This window comes from uncultured Brevundimonas sp., from assembly GCF_937863155.1.
Lineage (GTDB): Bacteria > Pseudomonadota > Alphaproteobacteria > Caulobacterales > Caulobacteraceae > Brevundimonas.
In genome coordinates, this window is the sequence record NZ_CALMFB010000072.1 from 1 (window position 1) to 23795 (window position 23795).

At 69.2% G+C, this 23795-nt stretch carries 24 protein-coding genes; 10 read left to right on the forward strand and 14 right to left on the reverse strand.

The window, feature by feature from the left end; translation table 11 throughout:
* The coding region (locus Q0581_RS13435; RefSeq protein WP_298700973.1) for a phage major capsid protein at window positions 1-1186 on the reverse strand (1186 nt) is incomplete at its 3' end.
* A gap of 46 nt (window positions 1187-1232) precedes the next feature.
* Between Q0581_RS13435 and Q0581_RS13440 the strand changes: the two genes are divergently transcribed.
* Window positions 1233-2033 carry a hypothetical protein gene (locus Q0581_RS13440; protein ID WP_298700974.1) on the forward strand — a complete coding sequence of 267 codons (801 nt, stop codon included), beginning with the start codon at window positions 1233-1235 and terminating at the stop codon, window positions 2031-2033.
* Window positions 2034-2051: 18 nt separating this feature from the next.
* Here the strand turns inward: Q0581_RS13440 and Q0581_RS13445 are convergent, their stop codons facing one another.
* On the reverse strand, window positions 2052-3107 hold the full coding sequence (locus Q0581_RS13445; protein ID WP_298700975.1) for a nitronate monooxygenase: 1056 nt from the start codon (window positions 3105-3107) through the stop codon (window positions 2052-2054).
* A gap of 335 nt (window positions 3108-3442) precedes the next feature.
* Between Q0581_RS13445 and Q0581_RS13450 the strand changes: the two genes are divergently transcribed.
* Window positions 3443-3745: a hypothetical protein gene (locus Q0581_RS13450; RefSeq protein WP_298700976.1), complete on the forward strand. Its 303-nt coding sequence runs from the start codon at window positions 3443-3445 to the stop codon at window positions 3743-3745.
* Between the two features lie 50 nt (window positions 3746-3795).
* Here Q0581_RS13450 and Q0581_RS13455 read toward each other — a convergent pair whose 3' ends face one another.
* From Q0581_RS13455 to Q0581_RS13485, 7 genes are all read right to left on the reverse strand, one after another.
* Window positions 3796-4215, reverse strand: a complete 420-nt coding sequence (locus Q0581_RS13455; protein WP_298700977.1) for an HK97 family phage prohead protease — start codon at window positions 4213-4215, stop codon at window positions 3796-3798.
* The gene (locus Q0581_RS13460; protein ID WP_298700978.1) at window positions 4212-4439 is read right to left on the reverse strand and encodes a hypothetical protein; all 228 of its coding nucleotides are present in this window, start codon (window positions 4437-4439) and stop codon (window positions 4212-4214) included. Before Q0581_RS13460 ends, Q0581_RS13455 begins: the two co-directional genes overlap by 4 nt.
* The gene (locus Q0581_RS13465) at window positions 4436-5599 is read right to left on the reverse strand and encodes a phage portal protein (protein ID WP_298700979.1); all 1164 of its coding nucleotides are present in this window, start codon (window positions 5597-5599) and stop codon (window positions 4436-4438) included. Before Q0581_RS13465 ends, Q0581_RS13460 begins: the two co-directional genes overlap by 4 nt.
* Window positions 5600-5635: 36 nt before the next feature.
* A complete protein-coding gene (locus Q0581_RS13470) occupies window positions 5636-6940 on the reverse strand; it encodes a terminase family protein (RefSeq protein ID WP_298700980.1) in 1305 nt (434 codons plus the stop codon).
* A gap of 318 nt (window positions 6941-7258) precedes the next feature.
* A complete protein-coding gene (locus Q0581_RS13475) occupies window positions 7259-7711 on the reverse strand; it encodes a YcgN family cysteine cluster protein (RefSeq protein ID WP_298700981.1) in 453 nt (150 codons plus the stop codon).
* 27 nt (window positions 7712-7738) lie between these two features.
* Window positions 7739-8077: a multidrug efflux SMR transporter gene (locus tag Q0581_RS13480; RefSeq protein ID WP_298700982.1), complete on the reverse strand. Its 339-nt coding sequence runs from the start codon at window positions 8075-8077 to the stop codon at window positions 7739-7741.
* On the reverse strand, window positions 8074-8691 hold the full coding sequence (locus Q0581_RS13485; RefSeq protein WP_298700983.1) for a TetR/AcrR family transcriptional regulator: 618 nt from the start codon (window positions 8689-8691) through the stop codon (window positions 8074-8076). Before Q0581_RS13485 ends, Q0581_RS13480 begins: the two co-directional genes overlap by 4 nt.
* A 97-nt stretch (window positions 8692-8788) precedes the next feature.
* Here Q0581_RS13485 and Q0581_RS13490 point away from each other — a divergent pair, with 97 nt between their 5' ends.
* The 4 genes from Q0581_RS13490 (at window position 8789) to Q0581_RS13505 (ending at window position 14106) form a co-directional block, all read left to right on the forward strand.
* A complete protein-coding gene (locus tag Q0581_RS13490) occupies window positions 8789-10606 on the forward strand; it encodes an ABC-F family ATP-binding cassette domain-containing protein (RefSeq protein WP_298700984.1) in 1818 nt (605 codons plus the stop codon).
* Between the two features lie 613 nt (window positions 10607-11219).
* Window positions 11220-12251, forward strand: coding sequence for an ABC transporter substrate-binding protein (locus tag Q0581_RS13495; protein WP_298700985.1), 1032 nt, complete (start codon window positions 11220-11222; stop codon window positions 12249-12251).
* Between the two features lie 80 nt (window positions 12252-12331).
* Window positions 12332-13006: a hypothetical protein gene (locus Q0581_RS13500; protein ID WP_298700986.1), complete on the forward strand. Its 675-nt coding sequence runs from the start codon at window positions 12332-12334 to the stop codon at window positions 13004-13006.
* On the forward strand, window positions 13003-14106 hold the full coding sequence (locus Q0581_RS13505; protein WP_298700987.1) for a DUF2336 domain-containing protein: 1104 nt from the start codon (window positions 13003-13005) through the stop codon (window positions 14104-14106). Before Q0581_RS13500 ends, Q0581_RS13505 begins: the two co-directional genes overlap by 4 nt.
* A gap of 72 nt (window positions 14107-14178) precedes the next feature.
* Here Q0581_RS13505 and Q0581_RS13510 read toward each other — a convergent pair whose 3' ends face one another.
* From Q0581_RS13510 to Q0581_RS13525, 4 genes are all read right to left on the reverse strand, one after another.
* Entirely contained in the window at window positions 14179-14607 is a 429-nt protein-coding gene (locus Q0581_RS13510) for a MucR family transcriptional regulator (RefSeq protein ID WP_298700988.1), read from the reverse strand.
* 152 nt (window positions 14608-14759) lie between these two features.
* Window positions 14760-15977, reverse strand: a complete 1218-nt coding sequence (locus tag Q0581_RS13515; protein WP_298700989.1) for a DUF2336 domain-containing protein — start codon at window positions 15975-15977, stop codon at window positions 14760-14762.
* Between the two features lie 43 nt (window positions 15978-16020).
* On the reverse strand, window positions 16021-17001 hold the full coding sequence (cysK, locus tag Q0581_RS13520) for a cysteine synthase A (protein ID WP_298700990.1): 981 nt from the start codon (window positions 16999-17001) through the stop codon (window positions 16021-16023).
* Between the two features lie 86 nt (window positions 17002-17087).
* Window positions 17088-17570: an Lrp/AsnC family transcriptional regulator gene (locus Q0581_RS13525; protein ID WP_298700991.1), complete on the reverse strand. Its 483-nt coding sequence runs from the start codon at window positions 17568-17570 to the stop codon at window positions 17088-17090.
* Window positions 17571-17653: 83 nt separating this feature from the next.
* Between Q0581_RS13525 and Q0581_RS13530 the strand changes: the two genes are divergently transcribed.
* The 4 genes from Q0581_RS13530 (at window position 17654) to Q0581_RS13545 (ending at window position 21470) form a co-directional block, all read left to right on the forward strand.
* Entirely contained in the window at window positions 17654-18580 is a 927-nt protein-coding gene (locus tag Q0581_RS13530) for a DMT family transporter (RefSeq protein WP_298700992.1), read from the forward strand.
* A gap of 67 nt (window positions 18581-18647) precedes the next feature.
* Window positions 18648-19991 (forward strand): flagellar protein export ATPase FliI, encoded by a 1344-nt coding sequence (fliI, locus tag Q0581_RS13535; protein ID WP_298700993.1) that lies wholly within the window; start codon window positions 18648-18650, stop codon window positions 19989-19991.
* A 4-nt stretch (window positions 19992-19995) separates the two neighbouring features.
* Window positions 19996-20406, forward strand: a complete 411-nt coding sequence (locus Q0581_RS13540; protein WP_298700994.1) for a flagellar export protein FliJ — start codon at window positions 19996-19998, stop codon at window positions 20404-20406.
* Between the two features lie 5 nt (window positions 20407-20411).
* Complete coding sequence (locus tag Q0581_RS13545; protein ID WP_298700995.1) at window positions 20412-21470, forward strand: endo-1,4-beta-xylanase; 1059 nt, start codon at window positions 20412-20414, stop codon at window positions 21468-21470.
* Here Q0581_RS13545 and bglX read toward each other — a convergent pair.
* Window positions 21467-23710, reverse strand: coding sequence for a beta-glucosidase BglX (gene bglX / locus Q0581_RS13550; RefSeq protein WP_298700996.1), 2244 nt, complete (start codon window positions 23708-23710; stop codon window positions 21467-21469). The two genes, Q0581_RS13545 and bglX, sit on opposite strands and share 4 nt — an antisense overlap.
* Between the last annotated feature and the right edge of the window lie 85 nt (window positions 23711-23795).

Here is a 23795-nt window from a genome sequence, read left to right on the forward strand (position 1 = left end):
CGCCGCCCACGCGCTTGGTGGTGTAGAACAGCACATAGGGCTTGGCCGAATAGGGGTCGCGCAGCACCCGCACCCCGGCCCGGTCGACGATCAGATAGCCCTTCTGGAAGTCGCCGAACGCGATCGACAGGCTGTTGGCCGCGATGTCCGGCATGGTCTCGATCTCGGTGATCGGATAGCCCAGCAGGCTGGACGTCTCGCCGATCCGCGCCGCCGGCTGCCAGATGTAGTTGCCCTCGCCGTCCTTGAATTTGCGCACGGCCGAGACGGTCTTGCGGTTCATCACGAAACGACCGTTCGGCCGGTACTGGGCCTTGGGCGCATAGACCAGGTCGATCAGCTTGTCGGTCGGATTGCTGCTGGCGAAGGCGCCGGCCGAACCCGAAGCGATATAGCCGATCTCGCCCCAGGCCTGGCTGGCCTCGGCCACGGTGGTGTAGCTCAGGAACCCCTTGGGCTTGTTGGTCCCGTCGCCGGTGACGAAGGCCGTGGTTTCCTGGGCGGCGAAGGCGTCCTCGACCTCCCCGGCCAGCCATTCATCCAGGTCCACCAAGGCGTCGTCCAGCAGGTTCTGGGTCGCCGCCGGGCTGGCGTACAGGTCCGCCGCCGGGAACTCCAGCAGCGCCAGGGTCGCCGGGTCCGTCTCCGGCCGCGCCGCCGTTTCGGCGACCCAGCCCGAGGCGATGCCCGCCGTGGACACAGGCTTCTTGAACACGCCGGCCGCGACCGTGCGGACCGTGGCGATCTCGCGCATGGGCGAAGCCGCCATCAGGCGCCGCTCGATGGCCCGCTCCGTCTCCGGCGGCGCCACATGGCCGGCCGAGTTCGACGCCGAAGACAGCCCCGCCTTCAGCTCCAGCCCCCAGTCGCCGCGCGGCGCCAGGCCGGCCTTCAGATAGCCGTCCCAGGCCGCCTTGGATTCCGGGGCCGTCACCGGCACCGCCGTACCCGTCAGGCTGGGCCGACGCGCCTCGCTGGCCATGCGGTCCAGACGCGCCTGGGCGCCGCTGATGGCCTGGTCGATGCGCGCCACCTTTTCCTCCAGCAGCACATCGGCCGAGGTCTTCTTCTCGATCTCGGCCAGGCGCGCGTCATTGGCCTCCTTGAAGGCCGAAAAGGCCGCCAGCACATCGCCCATGGCGGCGCCCTGCCCCGGCTGGACCGGGGCCTGTTTGGTCTCTTTCATCTCTGCTCCGTTTTCACAGGCCGCTGATTGCGGCTAGGTTCAGGGCGTGAACCGCCCTTCCGACGCCACCGGCCGCATGGACCGCCTGACTCCGTTAGAAACGGCCGTTCTGGCCGCCTTGGCCGACGAACTGTCGGCGCAAATTCCCGACCTCGCCGGTCAGATCCTGGAGGCGCTGCCCGGCGCGCGCCGCCTCACAGCCGAGGGGTTCCGCACCGAGATCATCGTCGATCGCCGGCGTCCCTCACCGCCGTCGGGCCCCACCGGCTGGCTGGGCCGCGTGCACGGCGACGTCGCGCCGCTGGAACATCCAATGGCTTTCCAGGCCGAATTTCTGAACGGTCGCCTGATGGCCCTGGCCGGCTCCACCTATGACGAAGACGCCACCGCCATCGACCTGCGCGCCGCCCGCGTGACCGGGCTGTTCACCGTCACCGTGACCGGCCGCTCCGTCGCCTGGGAGCCTCGCCGTATCCGGCCTCAGGACAGTCCCCTGCAGGCCCTGCATCATCGCGACGACGACACGGATCTCCCCCGCGAACGCCCCCCGCCCATTCCGCCAGAGGTTCGCGCCGTGGGCGGCATGATCTTCGGCGGGCGCAATAAATACCGTCCGGCGCCCCCGCCGCCGCCGACCCTGCCGGCCCTGGCCCCTGACGAACAGAAGTCCTGGGTGATCGGCGTCTGGGTCCTGGCCATCGTGGCGGGCGTGTTCACCCTGCTGCTGGGCCTGTCATGGATCGTCGCCCTGGGTGTCACCGGCTATGTCGGCGCCCTGCTCCAGCGTCGCACCGTGCAGGAGCGCCTGCGTCGTGTATGGGCGGCCATGCACGCGCACGACTCCTGATCTGACCCCGTCCTGCTTTCAGGACACAGCCGCCGCCAATTCCTGTTTCAGCACCGCCATCAGCGCCGACGTCGACATGGCCCGGGCCAGGGGCGCGCCCTGTCCGGCCCATTGGGCGCCGTATCCGCTTTCGCCAACCGCCTTGGCCGCGGCGTTCAGCGCCTTGCCCGCGTCATAGGCGATCGGATAGGCGGGAACCTGGGCCGTCGCCGTCCGTCCCCAGTCGGTGAACCGGTTCTTCAGGCACCGGGCCGGCCGACCCGAGATCGCCCGGGTCATAACCGTCTGCTGGGCCGCATCGCTCATCAGGGCGGCGCGGTAGGCCGGGTCCGCCGCGCTTTCGTCACAGGCGATGAAGGCCGTGCCCAACTGCGCCGCCGCCGCGCCCAGGTCCAGCGCAGCCCGGATGCCGCGACCGTCCATGATCCCGCCCGCCGCGATGACCGGAACCTCCAGCCGGCTGACCACCAGCCGCGTCAAGGCCAGCGTCCCCAGCCGCGCATCTTCGACCTGCGGATCGAACACCCCACGGTGCCCCCCGGCCTCGTATCCCTGGGCGATCACCGCATCCATTCCGGCCGTCTGCGCCCGCAACGCCTCCTCCAGCGAAGTGGCCGTGGCGAACAGCAGGCATCCCGCCTGTTTCAGCGCCCGTATGCGGCGCTCGTCCGGCAGGCCGAAATGGAAGCTGACCACCGGCGGCGCCTCGTCCGTCAGCAGGCGCAGCATCTCCTCGTCGTCATTGAAGCTGTCATAGATGACCCGCAGCTTCTCCGGCGGCGCGCCGTCCACAGACCGGAACACAGGCTCCAGAGCCTGCAGCCAGTCCGCCTCTATCCCCACATCGGCCACCGGCGTGGCGTGCACGAACAGGTTCACATTGAACGCCCGCCCGGTCCTGTCGCGAACCTGCCGGATCATCGCCTCGGCCCCTGCGGCGTCGGTCGCGCCCAGCCCCAAAGACCCCAGGCCGCCCGCCTCCGAAACGGCCGCCGCCATCGCCGGCGTCGACACCCCGGCCATCGGCGCCTGGATGATCGGCGTTTCCATCCCCAGACGCGCCAGCAAGCTCATAGCCTGGACCTAGGCGCCCCAAACCGTCTCGGCAACCCGCGCATCCGGCTGAACCGCGCGCCCGGCAGCATTGGGAACGTCGCGACCGTTCTCAGCTTTCACAAGCGATGGTCAGTAGACCTCGCGAATGACAGCCAAGGGTGGGAAGCGGCCCTCGGTGCGGCTAAACTTCCTTGATGGCGGGCAATGGTGCGCAAAAACTACGCGGATGGCGGGGGCTGGGTGTCGGGTTTGTCGCATTGTCGGCATTCCTTTGCGTAAGCCTCATATTGAGAGGCTTCGAAGTCCCCTTCGACACGTCATATCGGGTCGCTTGTGCTGCGGTATCATCGGCCTTGGTCTACTGGCTGAGGTTTGACTTTCCTGGCGAGAAATGGCCGCAGCGGGTCTTCTGGGTAAGTTTGCTGGTCAATATCGGCGTCTTGTTCTCCCCGCTGGTGGACCGACCAGCGTCACGTGGCGAGCTCGCCTTGTTCCTTCTGCCCGACGGGTTCGTCGTTCTGATCGCCATGATCGCCCACAATCAAGCCTTGGCGCGTTCTGTTCGTGCCCAACTCATAGCCACCGTCGTCGTGTTTACAGCAGCGTGCGCGGCGCTTCTTGCTCTCGTGATCTTGCAGTCAAGCGCGTCCACGTAGACCTGCTGTCTCCGACCCATTCCTAAAGGTCCGCAATGGGTCGGATGCGGTCATTCGCTTACCACCCTGAACCGCGCTTTCAGGGCCATCGGAAAGACAACCAGCGACACCTCCCACAACTCGACCCCGCTCAGCACCCTCAACCGCCCGTCGCGCCGCGCCTTCAACGATCGGAACCCGATCGACAGCCCGTCCAGGGCGCCGGCCCGCACCAGGGCCTGGGCGAAACGCCCTTCCGGCGACCAGTCCATTATCCGGCCGCGCACGAACAGGCCGCGATCATCCTCGATCATCTCGTCCCATAGGCCCACCGGCGCCCGACCCTCGTGCTGGTGCAGCATCTTCACACCCGCCGCGCCCGTCCGCATCAGGCTGTCGCGGAACGCGCCCGGCGCCGTCACATCGCCGTTCAGGTCCGCCTGGCCCCACAGGCTGGCGTAGCCCTGGATCGTCAGCGCCCCGTCGCTCATTTCCGCTCCAGCCTCCGCTCTATCCGTTCCACCGCCGCGCGGGTGGCCACCCCCTGCTCCTCCAGCCGGGCCAGCCGTTCGGCCACCAGCCGCTGCTCGCCCACCTGGCTTTCCAGGGCGCCGATCCGCGCCGCCGCCCCGCCGGCCCAGGTCAGGCCCGCCACCGTCTGCGCCAGCAGGGCGGCGATCAGCGGCCAGGGAATCCGTTTCCATCCCTCGATCATTCCCCCACCCCCGCCAGGCGTCGGCGTTCCTCAGGCGTCAGGAAGGACGCCGCATCCAGCCGCGCCCACAGGGCGTCGCGTTCCGCCTGCAACGCCGGCACCGCATCCAGGTCCGGCTCGATCCGCACCTCCTCGAACCTCTGGCCCAGCCAGCCGGTCAGGGCGCCGCACATCTTCCTGACCAGAGGGATCACCGTCTGGCGCCACAGGGCGATGTTGGCCTCGCGATAGTTGGCGTAGGAGGCGTCGCCGGGAATGCCCAGCAGCTGCGGCGGCACCCCGAAGGCCAGGGCGATGTCGCGCGCCGCCGAATGCTTGCCGGCGATGAAATCCATGTCGGCGGGCGTCAGGCTCATGGGCTTCCAGTCCAGCCCGCCTTCCAGCAACAGCGGCCGGCCCGCATTGCGCGCCCCGCCGTGCGCCTCGGCCAGCTCGGCCTTCAGCGCCTCGAACTGTTCGGCCGTCAGTCGCTCGCCATCCTGCGCTCCGTACACCAGGGCGCCGGACGGACGCGCGGCGTTGTCCAGCAGCGCCTTGTTCCATTCGCCCGCCGCATTGTGGGCGTCGATGGCGAAGGCCGCCGCCTCCAGCGGGGAATAGCCATAGTGGTCGTCGGTCGGGTGATACAGGCGCGTCTGCATCACCGGCGACCAGCCGTCCGGTTCCCGCCGGATCGTCACCGCCTGACCGGCCGCCCCGTATTCATAGCCTTCGGGCCAGCCATGGCGCCCCGGCACCACCCGCACCCGGTCGGGCCGCAGCGGCCACAGCTCTTCGGGCAGGGGATCGCCCACCGCCTCGACATAGGCGTTGCCCGCCGTCTGCAGCGCGCCATACAACGCCTCCATCAGCTCCGGCCCCGACTGTTCGGGATTGGGCTTGTGCAGCAGGCGCGCCACCGGGTGGCCGTCGTCCCGCACCCCCTGGTGCAGCACCAGCATCGGCGTCGCCGCCGCCGCCTCGGCGATCATCCGCACACAGCGATAGGCCACGGCGTTCTTGCCGAACCCCTCGCGCGCCAGATGGGCGTAATCGCGCGGCGTCCATCGCGGCCGCCCCATGCCGGTCAGGGCGATCACCCCGCCAGTGCGGCTGGCCTTGATCTCGTCGGGGCGCAGGTCTTCCCCGCCGCGCCGGCCGGGCCAACGCAGTTTCGGCATCGCCATATCTCTTGTCCTCGTCCTTGGCGTTCAGGGTTACAGGGGCCGCAGACGCGGCGCGCCCTGGGGGCCCAGCAACAGGTGGCTGATCGCCCACACCAGGGCGTCGGCCCGGTCCGGACTGGCGCCGTCTTCGACGCCCAGCCGTATCAGTTCGTCTTCCAGCTCAGGCATGGCCGCGCAGTGTCGCACCCGCCCCTGCTCGTACAGGGCCGCCACCGGCTCGGCCCTCGCACGCTTGGATCGCGTGGCGAACACCGGCCGCACCGGAACCGCGCATCCGGCGATCCTCAGCAGGTCCTCGACCATCTGGCCGCCCTGGTTGGTCTCGGCGACCACACGATCGGCGCCGAATTCGCTCGCAGTCCCGGTCGCGATCCTGGCCCAGGCCTCGGGCCGCACGCCCGACACCGTCCGGTCCGCCAGCACATAGGCGGTCGATCCGCACCGCCCCACGACCACCAGGCCGCACGCATCGCCATGCGCCGTCGCCGGCGGGTCCAGCCCCACCACGATCCGGTCGAACGCCTGCGGCCGTGGCGACCGACAGGCGGCCAGCATGGCCTCGGTCCATAACGCCCCATCCGGCGACAGGATCTGTCCCTCCAGTTCCTGGGCCGCCAACCGCGTCCCGCCGTACAGCCGCGTCAGGCCGCGCAGGAAGTTGGGCGACAGGTTGCGCCGGTTCGCCTGGGTCGGCGCCCGCGTCGTCGCCGTGTCCGGCTCGGCCATCAGCGCCTTCAGCGCCCGCGTGGGCCGTGGCGTGGTGGTGACCGCCAGTCGCGGATCGTCCCCCAGCCGCAACCCCATCCTCAGCAGCGCCAGCGTCTCGTCCGGCTTGGGCCAGGCGCAGAATTCGTCGCACCAGGCCGCATGGAACTGCGGCCCTCTCAGGCTCTCGGGATCGTCGGCCGAAAAGGCGTAGGCCACCGCCCCGTTGGGCCAGACCAGCCTTCGCCGGCTGGATTCATACACCGGTCGTCGTCGTCCGCCGGCGATGGCCCTCAGGCCCGAAGGCCCCTCGATCATCACCTCGCGTACATCATGCAGGGTCGGTCCCACCAGTGCCAGCCGCGCGCCGGCGACGGCGCGGCGGCTCAACCACTCCGCCCCCGCCCTTGTCTTTCCGGCTCCGCGTCCGCCCAGGAACAGCCACGTCGTCCACGGCCCCGGCGGCGGTCTCTGGGCCGGATGGGCCCATATGCGCCAGTCCGTTAGGATCAGGTTCAGCGCCCCCGGCGCCAGCCGCTCCAGCACCGCCTTCAGCGTCGATCTCGTCCGCCAGCGCCACCAGCCGTCGATACAGGTCGTCTCGCAATCGCTGTTCCCCGGCGGCGTCAAGCACCTCCTCCTCTGCGTTCAGCTGGGCCTCGCGCGCCGCGGTTTCGATCAGGGCCTGACGCAGCTTGATGCTGGCGGTCGCCAGCTTCAGCCGACGCTCCAGTTCGTCCAGATCGGCCGCAACGATGGGGTCCAGGATCTCGTCCGTCAGGGCCGCCAGCGCCTCGTCCCCGCTCCGTCCCGACCCCCTTTTTCCGTCCATGCCCAGATCATAGGGGACCAGCGTCCCTGGGCGCGCAGGTCCGTTCGGAAATCCGCAAAAGACTGATCAATCCAGTGCTTGGCCCGCGCTGCGCCCGCAATCGTCCCGGCCGGGCCTCAGCCGCGCTCCAGCGCCCACTCCGGCGCCTCATGATCCAGGGCGTCTTCCTCGTTTTCCAGGTCCAGCTCCGAGATCGTCTGCCCCCGCACCGACACCCCGGCCGTGTGCACCGTTTCCGGGTCGCCGGACACCAGCGGATGCCACGCCGCCAGCGGCCGCCCCTCATGCAGCCGGCGGTAGGCGCAGGACTTGGGCATCCACTCCAGCGCCTCGATATTGTGCGGCGTCAGCTTGATGCAGTCCGGTACATACTGCTTGCGATTGGCGTAGTCCGAGCATCGGCAGGCGGTGCTGTCGAACAGCTTGCAGTGCACCCGCGTCGGAATGACTTCGCCGGTGTCCTCGTCCTCGAACCGGATGACGCAGCACAGGCCGCAGCCGTCGCACAGGCTTTCCCATTCGCCCGGCGTCATCTCGGCCAAAGTCTTGTGTTCCCAGAAGGGCGTCATGCGGCGCCTCTTACCGCGCCTGGAGCCTCAGTGCGACACCACGCGCGAGAACAGATTGATCGTCATCACCCCGCCGACGATCATCGTCAGGCCGATCAGCGCGGGCGCATCCAGCTTCTGCTTGAACAGCACCAGGCCGATGACAGAGATCAGCACCACTCCCAGCCCGCTCCAGATCGCATAGGCCAGGCCGACCGGCATCTGCCTCAGGGCGATGCTCAACAGATAGAAGGCGGCGGCGTAACAGACCGCCATCCCCGCGGTGGGCCACGGACGGGTGAACTGCTGCGACGCCTGCAACAGGGTCGTGCCCATCACCTCGAACGCGATGGCGGCCAGCATCGCCGCCCAGGTCACCGGACTCATGCGTCGCCTCCCATCACGCTGTGGCCCGGCGTCAGCAGGCCCAGCAGGGCGCGCCGCTGGTCCGCGTCGACCTGATAGTTGCCGAACAGGTCCGACAGCCACAGCCCGTCCGCGATCAGCCGCAGCATCAGCGCATCGTCCGCCCCCGCCGGGTCGGTCGGATCATCCGCCGTCAGCCGCCGCGTCACCTTGCGCCAGGCGCTGGCCATCGCCGGCTCTATGGCGCAGGCCGCCAGCATGGCGCGGCCGATGCTGATGTCCTCGGGCGTCGCCGTATCGTTGATGGTCACGCGCAGATAGGCTCTGGCGTTGCGGCCATACGGCTCGGGATCTCGCGCCGCCTCCGCTTCGACCTCGGTGATGAAGATATCGCCCATATGCGTCACCAGCGCCTCCAGCAGGGCGCCCTTGCTGGCGAAATGATGCAGCAGCGCCCCCTTGCTCAGTCCCGCGCGTCCCGCGACGGCGTCCAGGGTGAAGCCCAGCGCACCCGCTTCCGCCGCCACCGCCATCGCGCTGTCCAGAATGTCCGCGCGCGTTGCGGCCGGATCGCGCCGGCGCTGCGGCGGTGCGCCGTCTGCGGTCGAGGCGTTGGCCGGCTTGATGTCGATCATGTCCTTCATGCGCGCTACATACCGTCTGGACGGTTTATTTCAATGACATTCTGCATCCGCATGGCGGTGCGGCGTCGCGGCGGCTATATGGCCCGCCATGTCCGCCCGCCCGCCTCTGATCGCCCTCAAGGATGTCCGTCTCCAGGATGGTCCCCGCCCCCTGTTCGAGGGCGTCGACATGGCCATCGAGCCGCGCAGCCGCGCCGCCCTGGTCGGTCGCAACGGGGCCGGCAAATCCACCCTGATGAAGATCGTCATGGGCCTGGTCGAACCCGACGCCGGCGACCGCTCGATCCAGGCGGGCACCCGCTTCGCCTATGTGCCCCAGGAACCGCTGATCACCGGCGACACCCTTCTGGATTACGCCGCCTCGGGCGCCGCCGAACCCTGGACCGCCGAGGCCTGGCTGACGACCTTCGGCCTCGATCCGGCCAAGCCCGCCGTCAATCTGTCGGGCGGCGAGACCCGCCGCGCCGCCCTGGCCAAGGCCTTCGCCGAAGAGCCCGACCTGCTGCTGCTGGACGAGCCCACCAACCACCTCGACATCCTGGCCATCGAACTGCTGGAGACCGAACTCCTCTCGGCCCGCTTCGCCGTCCTGGTGGTCAGCCACGACCGCGCCTTCCTGAACCGCGTCACCGACACCTGTCACTGGCTGGAAGGCCGCCGCGTCCGCACCCTGGACAAGGGCTTCGACGCCTTCGACGACTGGGCCGCCAAGGTGATGGAGGAAGAGGCCGAGTCCCTGCGCCGCCTGACCAAGAAGATCGAGGCCGAGACCTACACCTTCTACCGCTCCATCACCGCCCAGCGCACCCGCAACGAGGGCCGCGCCCGCGCCCTGATGGCCATGCGCGCCGACCGCGCCGAACGGGTCCGAGACCTGCCGCGCGAACTGAACCTCGGCGTCGATTCCGGCGCCCTGTCGGGCAAGCTGGTGGCCGACGTGAAGGGGGTGTCCAAGGCGTTCGGCGACCGGACCGTCATCAAGCCCTTCACCACCCGCATCCTGCGCGGCGACCGACTGGCCATCGTCGGCCCCAATGGCGCCGGCAAGACCACCCTGGTCAAGATCCTGCTCGGCGAACTGGCGCCGGACGCCGGAACCGTCCGCCTCGGCGCCAATCTGGAACCCGTCTATCTGGACCAGTCGCGCGAGGGGCTGAAGTCCGACATGACCCTCTGGGACGCCCTGACGCCCGGCGGCGGCGACTCCATCCTGGTGCGCGGTCATTCCAAACATGTCGCCGCCTACGCCAAGGACTTCCTGTTCCAGGAGGCCCAGCTGCGCCAGCCCATCTCCACCCTGTCCGGCGGCGAACGCAACCGCCTGCTGCTGGCCCGCGCCCTGGCCAAGCCCGCCAACCTGCTGGTCCTGGACGAGCCGACCAACGACCTGGACATGGACACGCTCGACAAGCTGGAGGAGCTGCTCGAGGCCTACGACGGCACCCTGATCCTGGTCTCGCACGACCGCGACTTCGTCGACCGCCTGGCCACCTCGACCATCGCCATGAACGGGCGCGGCGACATCGTCGAGACGCCCGGCGGCTGGACCGACTTCATCCGCCAGAACCCCGACTTCCTGACGCCGCCCCAATCCTCCCCCAATGGGGGAGGGGAACCGCGAAGCGGTGGAGGGGGCGCACCACAAACACCCCCCGCGCCCAAGAAAGCCTCCAAACTGTCCTACAAGGACGCCCGCCGGCTCGAGGAACTGGAGAAGCTGCTGGCCGATCTGCCCGCGCAGATCGCCAAACACGACTCCGTTCTGGCCGACCCCGACCTCTATGCTCGCGACCCGGCCGCCTTCGACCGCGCCATGACCGCCGCCGCCAAGGCCCGATCCGATCTGGAATCGGCCGAACTGGAATGGCTGGAGCTTGAGGAAAAGCGCGAAAACCTCGTCGGCTGACGATTTTTACCGTCGATCCGCGCCCCTGTGGACCATCCACAAGCTGCGCGCCTGAAACAAGATTTTTGCTTATCCGCGCCGGTTACGCACCGTCGGCGCACAAACTATCCACACATTCGCCCACAGGCGATGGATTTGGGGCGCTTGCCTCATAGCGGGTTTCGTCGGAACGTCAACGGGCCGAGGGACACGGCGGCGCGGAAAACCAGGGCGACCTGGGGCTCAAAGCGAACCGGTCCGGCTCTCTGACCCAGGCTCCCAACCTCTTCGGAGGGGCGGATGACCAGGCAGGGCCCAGGCTTCGACGGGTGGACGCTTCGGCGAAAGCTCCAAGAGGAACCGGGCCAGGATCGACGGACGGCGCACGGCGAAGGCCGCGCGGAACGCCGAAGACCAGGGGCCGTCAGGATACAGCCGACCGCAGACGGGGTTCGCCCCGCCCGCGCCCAGGCCAAGGTCCAGACCCTCAATGGCCAAGTCCAACCCGGACTTGGCGAGGGGACGTACGCAACGGTTCGACCGGGCGCGCGTCCCCTCGCTCAATTCCGGCGCTGATCATGCAGCGCCGCGGCGCGCCTTTCCTTCCCTTGCGGCGCGCCCTAAAGCTGGCGCCATGCGCCCCCCTTCCGCCTCCCGCCGTCGCGTCCTGATGGGCGCCGCCGCCTTGGCGGGGTCGCTGGCCGGATCTCTGGCGGCCTGCAGCCGCTCCGAAGCGCCCACCGACGAACAGGGCCGGGTCCGACTGCGTTTCGCCACCGACGCCCTGGCCCAGGCCGAACACGGCGGCTTCTATCAGGCGGTCGCCAACGGCGCCTATGAAGGGCGCGGCCTGAACGTCCAGATCGTCCAGGGCGATCCCGCCGCCGATGTGCCGCAACGTCTGGCGTCCGGCGCGGTCGAACTGGGCCTGGCGTCCAGCAGCCTCACCCCCCTGGACCTTGTGTCTCAGGGTGCGCCGGTAAAGGCGGTCGCCGCCTTCTTCCAGAAATCGCCCCTGGTCGTGCTCGCCCATCCCGACCCGGCGTTGCGGGCGCTCGCCGATCTGCGCGGCCGCGCCCTGCTGATGGACGCTGCCGCGACCCGCGGAGCGTGGCCTTGGCTAAAGGCCGAGCACGGCTTCACCGACGACCAGATCCGGGCCTTCACCGGCGACCCCGCCGCCTTCCTGCGCGACCCCCGCGCGGTGCAGTCGGGGTCTCTGACCCATGATCCCTATGCGATCCGCCAGGCGGGCGGTTTCGACCCACGGGTCTTCCTGCTGGCGGATGACGGCTATCCCTCCTACGCCGCCCTGGTGCTGGCGCCCAACGCCTTCGCCCGCGACAACGCCCAGGCCCTGCGCGACTTCATCGCCGGTTCGGTCGAAGGCTGGCGCGACTATCTGCATGGCGACGCCCGCGCCGCCGACGCCCTGATCCGCAAGGACAATCCGGCCATGACCCAGGCCATGCTGGATCAGGCGCGCGATCTGCTGCGCACCAGCGGCATGGTCGATGGCGGCGACGCGGCGCTTTACGGCCTGGGCGCCATGACGGCCGAGCGCTGGCAGGCCTTCTTCGACATGGCGGCCCAGGCTGGCGTCTATGATCCCGGCCTGAACTGGCGCGCGGCCTTCACCGACGCCTATCTGCCCGGCAGAAACTGACGCGCGCACGGCCCTCGCGTTAGCAGGGGATTAAGCGCTCCGGCCCTATGGCTGGCGTTCAGCCCGTGCGGAATACGCCCTTGCGCCTCTTGACCCTCCTCCCGGCCGCCTTGGTCGCCCTGGCCGGCGTCGCCCAGGCTGACCTCGCTCAGGCGCAGACGCCCCCCAGCGGTCAGGCCGCGGGCCTGCGCTATCTCGGCTGGTCGGGAAAGCCCGCCGCCGCGCCTTCGACCGAGGCCACCCGCGCGCCCCTTCGCCCCGCTTCAGCCCCGGCTGCCGCCCCTGCCCCCAGCCGTCCCGCGCCCCGCATCATTCCCCATGGCGGCGCCCCGGCGACAACGTCCCCCAACACCCTGACGTCCGCCGACGCCTGGCTGCGCCCGCAACCGGCGCCCCAGCCGGAACCCCAACCTGAGCGCCCGCCCGCGCCTGTCGCCTCTGATCCGATGGCGCCGCGCCCCGACGCCCTGGTCTTCCGCTCGGCTCAGGCTTCTGCAACTGCGCCGGCGCCGGCTGCGCCCGCCGCCGCCTCCACCAGCGGCTCGCGCTATTACTCGGTCCATCGCGCCTATGGCCGCCAGCCCGACCGCATCGCCACCCCGGCGCCCGTCTATCTCGACGCCCTGCCGGTCGAGCTGAACCAGGCGCCCCAGTCGGCCGACCTGGCCGAGCCGCCCGCCGCCCCCACCGTACTGCGCGACGCCAATGGACGCATCCGTCCGGCGGCGCCCGTTCCCGGCGAAGACGTGTCATGAGTTCGCCTGCCGCGCCCGCATCCCCCTCTCGTCTGCCCGACTTGATCGCCCTGGCCCAGGTCGATTCCAGCGACAACCGCCGCGCGCTTCTGCGCGAACTGACCGACCATTTCTTCGGCGCCCCCACCCACACGCCCAACGAACAGCTGCTGTTCGATTCCGTGCTGACGGATCTGTCGACCGAGATGGAGACGGCGGTGCGCGCCGAACTGGCCGCCCGTTTCGCCTCGGCGCCGAACGCCCCCCAGACCCTGATCCGCCGCCTGGCCAATGACGAGGCCGCCGTGGCCGACGCCGTGCTGCGCGCCTCGCCCCTGCTCAGCGACAGCGACCTGATCGATGTCGTGCGCAACCGCAGTCAGGAACACATCATGGCCGTGGCCACCCGGCCGGTGGTCCCCGAGGCCGTGTCCGACGCCATCGTGGAAAAGGGCGACGACCAGGTTCTGGACAGCCTGCTGCGCAACGAAGGCGCCCGCCTGTCCCGCGCCGCCAGCGAGACCGCCGTCGAGCGCGCCAAGGCCAATCCCGCCTTGCACGAAGCCGCCGTCCAGCGCCGCAGCCTGCCGCCGGACCTGCTGAATGAAATGTATTTCGTGGTCGAGGCGCGCTTGCGCCAGCAGATCCTCGAACGCAACGCCGCCATGGACCCGGACTTGCTGGAAAGCGCCCTGGCCGCCGGCCGCGCCCGCGTCGCCCGCGATGACGGCGCCCTGCCGGCCGACTATGCCGAGAGCCTGGCCTATGTCGAAGAGCTGAAGGCCGCCGGTCAGCTGTCGCCGCAAATGCTGGCGCGCTTCCTGCGGTCGGGCGGGCGCACCAGCTTCCTGATCGCCCTGGCCCAGTTGTCGGACGTCGACTTCCACACCGCCAAACAGATCGTGGATCGCCGCGAGCTGGACGCCCTGGCCGTCATCTGCAAGGCGGCCGATCTGGATCGGGCCATCTTCCTGACCTATGCCGTGGTCCTGCTCAGCGCCGAAACCGACGCCATGGGCCGGGCCCACAGCTATGCCCGCATGTACGCCGAACTGCCGCGCGACGCGGCCATGCGCACCCTGCGTTTCTGGCGCATGCGTCGCGGCGCCCACGCCGCCTGAAGATCGACCCCATATAGAAAACGCCCGCCTCCTTTCGGAAGCGGGCGCATCAGGTCGTCGAGATGGACGAGCTTATTTCTTGGCGCGGGTCGTGCGGGCCGGTTTGCGACCGCCTTGGCCCAGGCCCATCTGCTTGGCCAGTTCCGAGCGCGCCTTGGCGTAGTTGGGGGCGACCATCGGATAGTCTTTGGCCAGGCCCCACTTGGCCCGGTATTCCTCGGGGCTCATGTCGTATTTGGTGCGCAGGTGCCGCTTCAGCGACTTGAACTTGCGGCCGTCTTCCAGGCAGATCAGGTAATCGGCGCTGATCGACTTGCGCACCGGCACGGCCGGTTCCTGGGGTTCCGGCTCGGGCTGCACGGCGCCGCCCGAAACCTGCGACAGCATGGCGTGGATGCTGGAGATCAGACCCGGCAGGGAGTCCGCATTGACCGTGTTGTTGCTGACATAGGCCGACACGATGTCCGCCGTCATCTCCAGCAGTTCGGGCTTTTCTTCCATCTTGGAACCGGACCTTTCGCCATCCAATTCTGATCTTCTCGATCAGGTGATGACCGTTCCCTAGGGATGTTCCATCCGAAACGCAATACAGAGTTCGGCGCGCCCGCAAAGCATCGATACTCAGAAATGCCGGTTCTGATTATTAGATACCCTTATCGACCGAAGTCTTGCGCCAGGGCCATCATCGCGGCGCGTTCCGGCGTCGAATATTCGTCGATCGCATCCTCTTCGCCCATGCGTATGGCGCGGATCAGGGCCGGCGTCATCGCCGACGACAGGGACCAGTTCCAGTATCGCAGCACCGTCTGCGCTCGGTCGACCGCCAGCATGTCGAATGTCGTCTGCACCCGTGTCCAGGTTTCGTCGGGCGCGCCCTCGGCCGTGGTCTCGGGTCGGCGCATGGACCGCCACAGCGCCCGCAGGTCGTCCTTGCCCAGCCCCGTCGCCTTGCACAGGATCGCGGTCGGCTCTCCGCCCGGATCGCCCATGATCTTGGCCCCGGTCAGCGGCTTGATCCCCGCCAGATAGGCGATCTCGGCCGCCGTCTCGCGGCTCAGTCCCTGCTGGCCCGCCGACTGGACCGCATCCTCCAGGCTGGCGAAGGGGCTTTTCTCGATGGCGGCGCGATTGCGCTGGCGCCGCTCGATAAACTGCAGCGCCTTGCGCGACACCGGGTCCTGCCAGTTTTCGGCCGCAGCCATGGGAAAGACCCCATCGGCCACTTCCTGCATCACTTCGCGCGACACGGCGAACCGTTGCAGAATGGTGCGGCGGTCTTCGCCATCGCACCACCAGAACATCACATAGGCGCCCGATGGCCTCAGCTCGGGCCGTTTCAGCAACGCGCCGTTCAGTTCGGGTCGGCTGCGGCTGGCGGCCACCGCCATCTCCACCGCCGCCTGCGAAAGGCGCGCGGTCGGATTGCGCAGCACCGCCTCGATCACGCCCGGCTCGCCAAAGCCGATCAAGGTCTCCGTCACCACCTCGGTCAGGCCGCGCCGGCTGGCCATCAGGAACCGATGCTCGGTGCCCGTGTCGCGCGCGCAGGCGATCAGATCGGCGTCGGTCAGGGACGCGCACTGTTCGATCAACAGGCCCGCGATCATCGGTTCATCCCGCAGCAGCAGGCGCGCCAGACTGTTGGGCAATTCCGCCAGCGGCGCCAGTCGCGCCGCCACCCGCCGCCGTTCCTCCGGCGCCGCCAGTCTCAGCATCTCGACCAGCAGGTCGCCGGTCACCGCCCGCTCGAAGGCGTTGATCCGGCTGGCGGGCAGGCTGACGACATCGGCCAGGCGCTTCAACAGCGCGTGGCGCGCCTTGAACGCCCCCTCCGGGGCGCCGTCCGCCAGGGCCGGGACCGCATCGCTCATGGTCCGAACCTTAGTGCGGCGCGGTTAACCGCGGGTATCGGCGTTACAGCCCCTCGAACAGGGCCGTCGACAGATAGCGCTCGGCGAAGCTGGGGATCACGACCACGATGGTTTTGCCCGCATTCTCGTCCCGCGCCGCCTGGCGATAGGCCGCCACCAGGGCCGCGCCGGAGCTGATGCCGACCGGCAGACCTTCGACCCTGGCCGCCTGGCGCGCCATGGCGAAGGCGTCGTCATTGGTCACCGTCTCCACCCCGTCGATCAGGCCGGTGTCCAGAACCGAGGGCGTGAAGCCCGCTCCGATGCCCTGGATCTTGTGCGGCCCCGGCTCTCCGCCGGACAGAACCGGGCTGTCGGCCGGTTCGACCGCGATCATCCGCACGCCGGGCTTGCGCGCCTTCAGCACCTGCCCGACGCCGGTCACCGTGCCGCCGGTGCCCACGCCCGCGATCACCATGTCCACGGCGCCGTCGGTGTCGTTCCAGATTTCCTCGGCCGTGGTGACCCGGTGGATGGCCGGGTTGGCGGGATTATCGAACTGGGCCGGGCTGACCGCGCCGGGCGTGGCCTCCAGCAGCTCCTGCGCGCGGGCGATGGCGCCTTTCATGCCTTTCTCGGCCGGCGTCAGCTCCAGCTCGGCGCCCAGCAGCTTCAGCATCTTGCGCCGTTCGATCGACATGCTTTCCGGCATGACCAGGATCAGCCGATACCCCTTGGCCGCCGCCACAAAGGCCAGGGCGATGCCGGTGTTTCCGCTGGTCGGTTCGATCAGCACGCTGCCCGGCCCGATCTTGCCGGCCTGTTCCAGCGCCTCGATCATGGCCACCCCGATCCGGTCCTTGACCGAGGCCAGCGGGTTGAAGAACTCCAGCTTGGCCAGAACCCGCGCCTTGGCGTTCATCTGTTCCGACAGCCGCGACAGTTCGACCAGCGGCGTATCGCCGATGGTGTCCAGGATCGAGGCGTACACCTTGCCGCGCCCCGACTTCTGGTGGCGCGAAGGATCATAGGCGGCGTCGGTCATGGCGGGTCTCTGTTGGCGTTTCGGCCTCCGTAAATGAGGGGCCGCCCCGCCTTCGCGCAAGCCCACGGCGGCGTGAACCTGCGCGCCTATCGCTTCAGAACCGCCCGCGACGGGTCAAAGCCGACGACCTCGCGGATCACGATCATGCTCTGGAACCCGCGCACCTTGGCCTCGGTCGTCAGTTCGCGCAGACAGAAGGCCTCGTATTCGGCCATCGAGCGCACGGCGACGGTGACCAGGAAATCCGTTTCGCCCGTCACGTCCCAGGCGCCCTGAACCTCCGGGCTGGCGGCCAGGGCGCGCTTGAACGCCTCCATCGCCGGTCGTTCCTGGTTCATCATCTCGACCTGCACATGCAGCACGATGCGCGGCTCGACCCGCGCCGGATCCACGATGGCCACATCGCCCCGGATCACCCCTTCGGCCCGCAGACGCCTCAGGCGCCGCAGCACCGCCGATTCCGACAGGCCGACCGCCTCGGCGGTCATGCGCGCCGGCTCCAGATTGTTGCGCCGGACCCGCGCCAGGATGCGATGATCGAAATCATCCAAATCGACGAAATCCGTCATTAAGCGCCTCTTCATGACGAAAACAGGCGCATTGACGCCTGAATCGCCCAGAAGCGCAAGCCGCTTTTCGCTAGCCTTGGGCCATGACCGCCCTGCCCGTGAACACCGCCGCCTTCCGCACCCGCTGGGCGCCGATCGTGCCCTATGTCGCCCTGTTCGCGGCGATGATCTCGCTGTGTTTCGGCACCTCCTTCGCCAAACAGCTGTTCCCCCTGGTCGGGGCCCAGGGGACCGCCGCCCTGCGCGTCGGTCTGGCGGCCATCATCCTGACGGCCCTGTTCCGGCCGTGGCGCATTCGCCTGGGGCCGGGCGACCTGGGCCGGCTGGTCGCCTTTGGCGCGGCCATGGGCCTGCTGAACCTGACCTTCTATCTGTCGCTGAAGACCATCCCCCTGGGCCTGGCCCTGGCCATCGAGTTCACCGGGCCCCTGGCCCTGGCGCTGATCCATGCGCGGCGGCCGGTCCATTTCGCCTGCATCGGCCTGGCGGCGCTGGGCCTGGTCCTGCTGCTGCCGATCAACGGGGCCAGCAGCCTGGACCCCGTGGGCGTCGGCTTCGCCCTGATCGCCGCCGTCTGCTGGGCGCTGTACATCGTCTTCGGCAAGCGGCTGGGCCACATCCCCGCCGGCCCGTCGGTGGCCCTGGGCATGACCGTGGCCGCCCTGGTCATCCTGCCTTTCGGCGCCGCCGAGGCGGGGCTGAAGCTGATCCACCCGTCGATCCTGGTCGTCGCCGTGGTCGTGGCTATCGCTTCCAGCGCCGTGCCCTATTCGCTGGACATGATCGCCATGCGCGGCATGCCCAAGCGCACCTTCGGCGTTCTGCTCAGCGCCGAACCGGCCATCGGCGCGGTCGCGGGGGTCTTCTTCCTGCACGAACTGCTCAGCGGCCAGCAGTGGCTGGCCATCGGCGCCATCGTGGCCGCCTCGGCCGGGGCCATCCTGACCACCCGGCCCGAGACGCCCGCCGCCGAGGCCGCCGCACCCGAGCCGATCCAGCCGCCCGCCTGAGGCCCGATCTTCACCCCCGGTTAACCATGACGGCCCAAAGGTTAACGCCTGTTCCGGGGTCATCCGTTTGCGCAATCTCGCCGCCGCCGTCGAAGCGATCGACCCTCTGGTCGTCACCGGCCGCGTGGCGGGCGTCAGCGGCCTGCTGATCGAATCCCGCGGCGGCCTGTCGCGTCTGGCCGTCGGCGCCCGAGCCGAGATCGCCCGGCGCGGCCTGCCCGCCCTTCCGGCCGAGGTCGTCGGCTTTCGCGACGCCAAGGCCCTGCTGATGCCGTTCGGCCCGGTCGAGGGGGTCACCCCCGGCGCCGACATCCGCATCATCGACGTGGCCGCCACCGTGCGCCCGACCACCGCCTGGCTGGGCCGCATCATCGACGCCTTCGGCAATCCCATCGACGGCAAGGGGCCGCTGCCGACCGGTCCCGTCCCCTATCCCCTGCGCGCGCCCCCGCCTCCGGCCCATTCGCGCGGCCGGGTGGGCGAGCGGCTGGACCTGGGCGTGCGGGCCATGGACGTCTTCACCACCACCTGCCGGGGCCAGCGTCTGGGCATCTTCGCCGGCTCGGGCGTCGGCAAGTCGGTGCTGCTGTCGATGCTGGCGCGTCAGGCGACCTGCGACGCTGTCGTGGTCGGCCTGATCGGCGAACGCGGCCGCGAGGTGCGCGAGTTCATCGAAGAGACCCTGGGCGAAGAGGGCCTGCGCCGCGCCATCGTCGTGGTCGCCACCAGCGACGAACCGGCCCTGAAGCGGCGCCAGGCGGCCTATATGACCATGGCCTGCGCCGAGTTCCTGCGCGATCAGGATCTGGAGGTGCTGTGCCTGATGGACTCCGTCACCCGCTTCGCCATGGCCCAGCGCGAGATCGGCCTGGCGGCGGGCGAACCGCCGACGACCAAGGGTTACACCCCCACCGTCTTCACCGAACTGCCCAAGCTCTTGGAGCGCGCCGGCCCCGGTCCTATGCGGCCGGACGGCACGACCGCCGGGCCGATCACCGCCCTGTTCACCGTCCTGGTGGACGGCGGCGACCATGACGAACCCATCGCCGACGCGGTGCGCGGTATTCTGGACGGCCATATCGTCATGGACCGCAAGATCGCCGAGCGCGGCCGCTTCCCCGCCATCGACGTGCTGAAGTCGGTCAGCCGCACCATGCCCGCCTGCCAGACTCCGCCCGAGCGCGAACTGAACCGCCGCGCGCGCCAGTGCCTCAGCGCCTATTCCAACATGGAAGAGCTGATCCGCATCGGCGCCTATCGCACCGGCGCCGACCCCATCGTCGACCGCGCCATCGCCCTGAATCCGTCGCTGGAGGGGTTTCTGACCCAATCGCCCGACGATGCGACGCCGCTTTCGGATTCCTTTAACCGGCTGGAAGACATTCTAAACACCGGCATGATCAAGGAGTGACGCGATGACCGCCTGGGCCCAATCGCTGATCCGCATCTCCAACTATGAGGTCGAGACGCTGCAAAAGCGCCTGGCCGAGATCACCGCGCGTCGGGCGTCGGCCGAAATGCGCCTGGCCGTTCTGGACGCCGAAGCCGAGGTAGAGCGCGAACGCGCCCGTCACGACGCCGAATCCGGCCTGCTGCTTCAGGCCTATCTGAACGGCTGGAAGGCTCGCAAGGGCGCCGCCGAGGCTGATCTGCACGGCCTGGACATCGAAGAAGAGGGCGCGCGCGACGCCCTGACCGGCGCCTTCGAGGAGCTGAAGAAGTTCGAGCATGTCGCCGAAACCACCCGGCTGAACGCCCTGATCGCCGCCGGCCGGCGCGAAACCGCCGCCTTCGACGAACTGGGCCTGCGCCGCCGGGCGTCCTGAGCCCGGTGATCGACCGCCGCGCCTTCCTGGCCTCGACCCTGGCGCTGGCCGGCTGCGAGCGTGACGCAAATGCCCAAGCCACGCCCCGAACCGTCCCTCCGCTGAAATCCCTGGCGCCGTTTCCAGTCGGAACCTGCGCCATGACGGGCCAGTTCGACGACCCGCAATGGCTGGCCCTGGCCACCCGTCACTTCTCCCAACTCACGCCCGAGTGGGAGATGAAGATGGAATACATCCTTCAGGACGACGGCCGCCGCCGCTGGGATGCGCCCGACCGCATCGCCGTCTTCGCCCGCGACCACGGCCTGCGGATGCACGCCACCACCCTGATCTGGTACGCTCAGGACCACCCGTGGTTCAAAGCCCTGAGCGGCGACCGCTTCGCCCGCGAATACGACCGCTACATCACCGATGTCGCCGCCCGCTATCGCGGCCAGGCCGTGGGCTGGGACGTGGTCAACGAGCCGGTGGCCGAAGACGGCGACGGCCTGCGCGACTGCCTGTACAGCCAGGCCCTGGGCCAGGACGGCTACATGATCCGCGCCTTCGAACAGGCCAGTGCCGCCGACCCGGACGCCGTTCTGTTCCTGAACGACTACAATCTGGAGAACAATCCGGTGAAAGGCGCCACCTTCCTGCGCCTGCTGGAGCGTCTTTTGAAGGCCGGGGCGCCGATCGGCGGCATCGGAACCCAGTCGCATCTGGATATCGAGATTCCAGCAGGCCAGACCGCCGCCTTCATCCGTGAAGCCGCCCGTTTCGACCTGCCGATCCATGTGTCGGAACTGGACGCCTCGCTGCGTCGCGACGGCGCCTTCGACCCCCGTTCGCCCCGCCAGCGCCGCGACCAGCAGACCGCCCGCGTCGCCGAACTGACCCAGGCCTTCATGGATCTGCCGGCGGCCCAGCGTTACGCCTTCACCGTCTGGGGTGTGCGCGACACCGACAGCTGGCTGCGGCGCGATGCCCGCGACGACGGCAAGGACAGCCCGCTGCTGTTCGACGCATCAAGCCAGCCGACGCCGATGTTCGACGCCGTCGTCGGCGCCCTAAAGCCCGCCTAACCGGCCAGCAGCTCGAACGTCCCTTCCAGCCCCGTCTCGGCCGAGGGCGCGATCCAGACCGTGAACCGGCCCGGTTCGGCGATCCAGTCCATCTCCGGCCCGACGAACGTCAGATCGTCGCGCGTCAGCGTGAAGGCGACCCGTTTCCGCTCGCCGGGGTTCAGGGCGACCCGCTGGAACCCCTTCAGCTGCCGGATCGGCCGGGTGATCGACGCCACACGGTCATGGATATACAGCTGAACCACCTCTTCGGCCGCCCGCGCGCCGGTGTTGGCCACCTCGGCCGACACGGTCAGCGATCCGTCCCAGGCCAGCCGGCCGTCGCCGACGTCCAGCCCGGCATAGTCGATCCGGCCATAGGTCAGCCCGTGGCCGAACGGCCAGGCGGCGGTGTTCAGCGTCTCGCGATAGCGCGCCTTGAACTCTTCGCCATGAACCAGGGTCAGCGGCGGCCGCCCCGTGACCTTGCGGTCGTAATGGAACGGCGACTGGCCCGTGTGACGCGGAAAGCTGACCGGCAGGCGGCCCGACGGCGCGTGGTCGCCGAACAGCACGTCCGCCACCGCATGGCCCGTCTCGACCCCCAGGAACCAGGCGCACAGAATGGCGTCGGCCGACTTCGCCGCCCCGTCCAGCACCAGGGCGCGCCCCGATTTCAGGATCAGCACCACCGGCTTTCCGACCGCGACCACCGCCTCGACCAGCGCGCGCTGCGGGGCGGGCAGGCCGATATCGACGCGCGACTGGGCCTCGCCCGACATGCGTTCGCCCTCGCCGACCACCATGACCACCACATCGGCGGCTGCGGCTGCAGCAACCGCCGCCTGGACGCCGCCGGCGATCTCGCCTTCCGCCTCGCAGCCCTTGACCGTCATCAGCAACGACGGATCGTCCATGGCGGCGCGCAGGCCGTCTTCGATGCTGACGGCATAGTTCGGATGGCCGAACAGCACCCACGGACCGTTCAGATGCTCCGGCCCGCCGACGAACGGCCCGATCAGGGCGATCTTCTGTCCCGCCTTGGCCAGCGGCAGCAGGTCGTTGCGGTTCTCCAGCATGACGATCGAACGCCGCGCCGCCTCGCGCGCCAGGTCACGGTGCGCCGGCTGGTCCGTCGTCTCGGCCGCGTCGGGCGCCATGCGGTTGAAGGGATCGTCGAACAGGCCAAGCGCCTGTTTCATACGCAGCACCCGGCGCACCGAGGCGTCGACCTCGGCCTCATCCACCGCGCCGGACCGCACCAGATCGGGCAGATGTTCGGCGTAGAAGCCGCTGGACATGCTCATGTCCACCCCGCCGTTGAACGCCAGCCGCGCGGCGTCGCGTTCATCTTCGGCGAAGCCGTGGGCGATCAACTCCATGTCGCCGGTGAAATCCGACACCACGAAGCCGTCGAAGCCCCATTCGCCCTGCAGCACCGACTTGGTCAGCCAGGGGTTGGCGTGGCACGGCACCCCGCCCAGATCATTGAACGCCGCCATGGTCGACAGGGCGCCGGCCTGGAACGCCGCCTGGAACGGCGGGAAATAGACTTCGCGCAGGGTCCGTTCGGAAATGTCGACCGAGTTGTAGTCCAGCCCCGCCGCCGCCGCGCCATAGGCCGCCAGGTGCTTGGGCGTGGCCAGCATCGCCTGGGCGTCCGACAGGCCCCGGTCGCCCTGGAACCCCCGCACCCGCGCGGTCGCCAGCAGGCACGCCAGATAGACGTCCTCGCCCGCGCCCTCGACGCCGCGGCCCCAGCGGGCGTCGCGCGCGATGTCGACCATGGGCGCGAAATTCCACGCAATGCCGGTAGCCGTGGCCTCGATCGCCGCTGCCCGCGCCGTGCGTTCCGCCAGATCGGGATCGAACGCCGCCGCCTCGGCCTGGGGCGTCGGGAAGATGGTGCGGAAGCCATGGATCACGTCGGCCCCGAACAACAGCGGAATCTTCAGGCGCGATTCCTCGACCGCCACCCGCTGCATCTCGCGGTGCCAGGCGGCGCTGTCGCCGTTGAACAGGGCGCCGATCCGCCCCTCGCGCACCGCCTGGGCCTGTTCCTCGATCGAGCCGGGCACGGCTTCCGGGTTCGCCGCCGTCGCCGGCGCGGGGGCCAGGGCGGCCGGCATGACCGTCAGCTGGCCGGCCTTTTCCTCCAGCGTCATGGCCGCGATCAGATCATCGATGAACCCCGCCGACATAGGGTCGAAAGCCATCTGGGCCATCGGGTCGGACTGAGGGATCGCGGCGGAATTAGGCATGAAGAACGAGGCTCGTCTGTAAACGGTTACAGCTTGTCATAGCCGAGAGCGTCCCACCCTTAAACCTCCGTCTTCGTCGCCGAAA

What these genes read in the sequence shown, in the direction of transcription:
- Q0581_RS13445 (WP_298700975.1), bottom strand. Translation starts at nt 3,107, where the DNA reads ATGAGCTTGCTGGCGCGTCTGGGGATGGAAACGCCGATCATCCAGGCG.
- Q0581_RS13455 (WP_298700977.1), bottom strand. Translation starts at nt 4,215, where the DNA reads ATGAGCGACGGGGCGCTGACGATCCAGGGCTACGCCAGCCTGTGGGGC.
- Q0581_RS13460 (WP_298700978.1), bottom strand. Translation starts at nt 4,439, where the DNA reads ATGATCGAGGGATGGAAACGGATTCCCTGGCCGCTGATCGCCGCCCTG.
- Q0581_RS13465 (WP_298700979.1), bottom strand. Translation starts at nt 5,599, where the DNA reads ATGCCGAAACTGCGTTGGCCCGGCCGGCGCGGCGGGGAAGACCTGCGC.
- Q0581_RS13475 (WP_298700981.1), bottom strand. Translation starts at nt 7,711, where the DNA reads ATGACGCCCTTCTGGGAACACAAGACTTTGGCCGAGATGACGCCGGGC.
- Q0581_RS13480 (WP_298700982.1), bottom strand. Translation starts at nt 8,077, where the DNA reads ATGAGTCCGGTGACCTGGGCGGCGATGCTGGCCGCCATCGCGTTCGAG.
- Q0581_RS13485 (WP_298700983.1), bottom strand. Translation starts at nt 8,691, where the DNA reads ATGATCGACATCAAGCCGGCCAACGCCTCGACCGCAGACGGCGCACCG.
- Q0581_RS13490 (WP_298700984.1), top strand. Translation starts at nt 8,789, where the DNA reads ATGTCCGCCCGCCCGCCTCTGATCGCCCTCAAGGATGTCCGTCTCCAG.
- Q0581_RS13495 (WP_298700985.1), top strand. Translation starts at nt 11,220, where the DNA reads ATGCGCCCCCCTTCCGCCTCCCGCCGTCGCGTCCTGATGGGCGCCGCC.
- Q0581_RS13505 (WP_298700987.1), top strand. Translation starts at nt 13,003, where the DNA reads ATGAGTTCGCCTGCCGCGCCCGCATCCCCCTCTCGTCTGCCCGACTTG.
- Q0581_RS13510 (WP_298700988.1), bottom strand. Translation starts at nt 14,607, where the DNA reads ATGGAAGAAAAGCCCGAACTGCTGGAGATGACGGCGGACATCGTGTCG.
- Q0581_RS13515 (WP_298700989.1), bottom strand. Translation starts at nt 15,977, where the DNA reads ATGAGCGATGCGGTCCCGGCCCTGGCGGACGGCGCCCCGGAGGGGGCG.
- cysK (WP_298700990.1), bottom strand. Translation starts at nt 17,001, where the DNA reads ATGACCGACGCCGCCTATGATCCTTCGCGCCACCAGAAGTCGGGGCGC.
- Q0581_RS13525 (WP_298700991.1), bottom strand. Translation starts at nt 17,570, where the DNA reads ATGACGGATTTCGTCGATTTGGATGATTTCGATCATCGCATCCTGGCG.
- Q0581_RS13530 (WP_298700992.1), top strand. Translation starts at nt 17,654, where the DNA reads ATGACCGCCCTGCCCGTGAACACCGCCGCCTTCCGCACCCGCTGGGCG.
- Q0581_RS13540 (WP_298700994.1), top strand. Translation starts at nt 19,996, where the DNA reads ATGACCGCCTGGGCCCAATCGCTGATCCGCATCTCCAACTATGAGGTC.
- bglX (WP_298700996.1), bottom strand. Translation starts at nt 23,710, where the DNA reads ATGCCTAATTCCGCCGCGATCCCTCAGTCCGACCCGATGGCCCAGATG.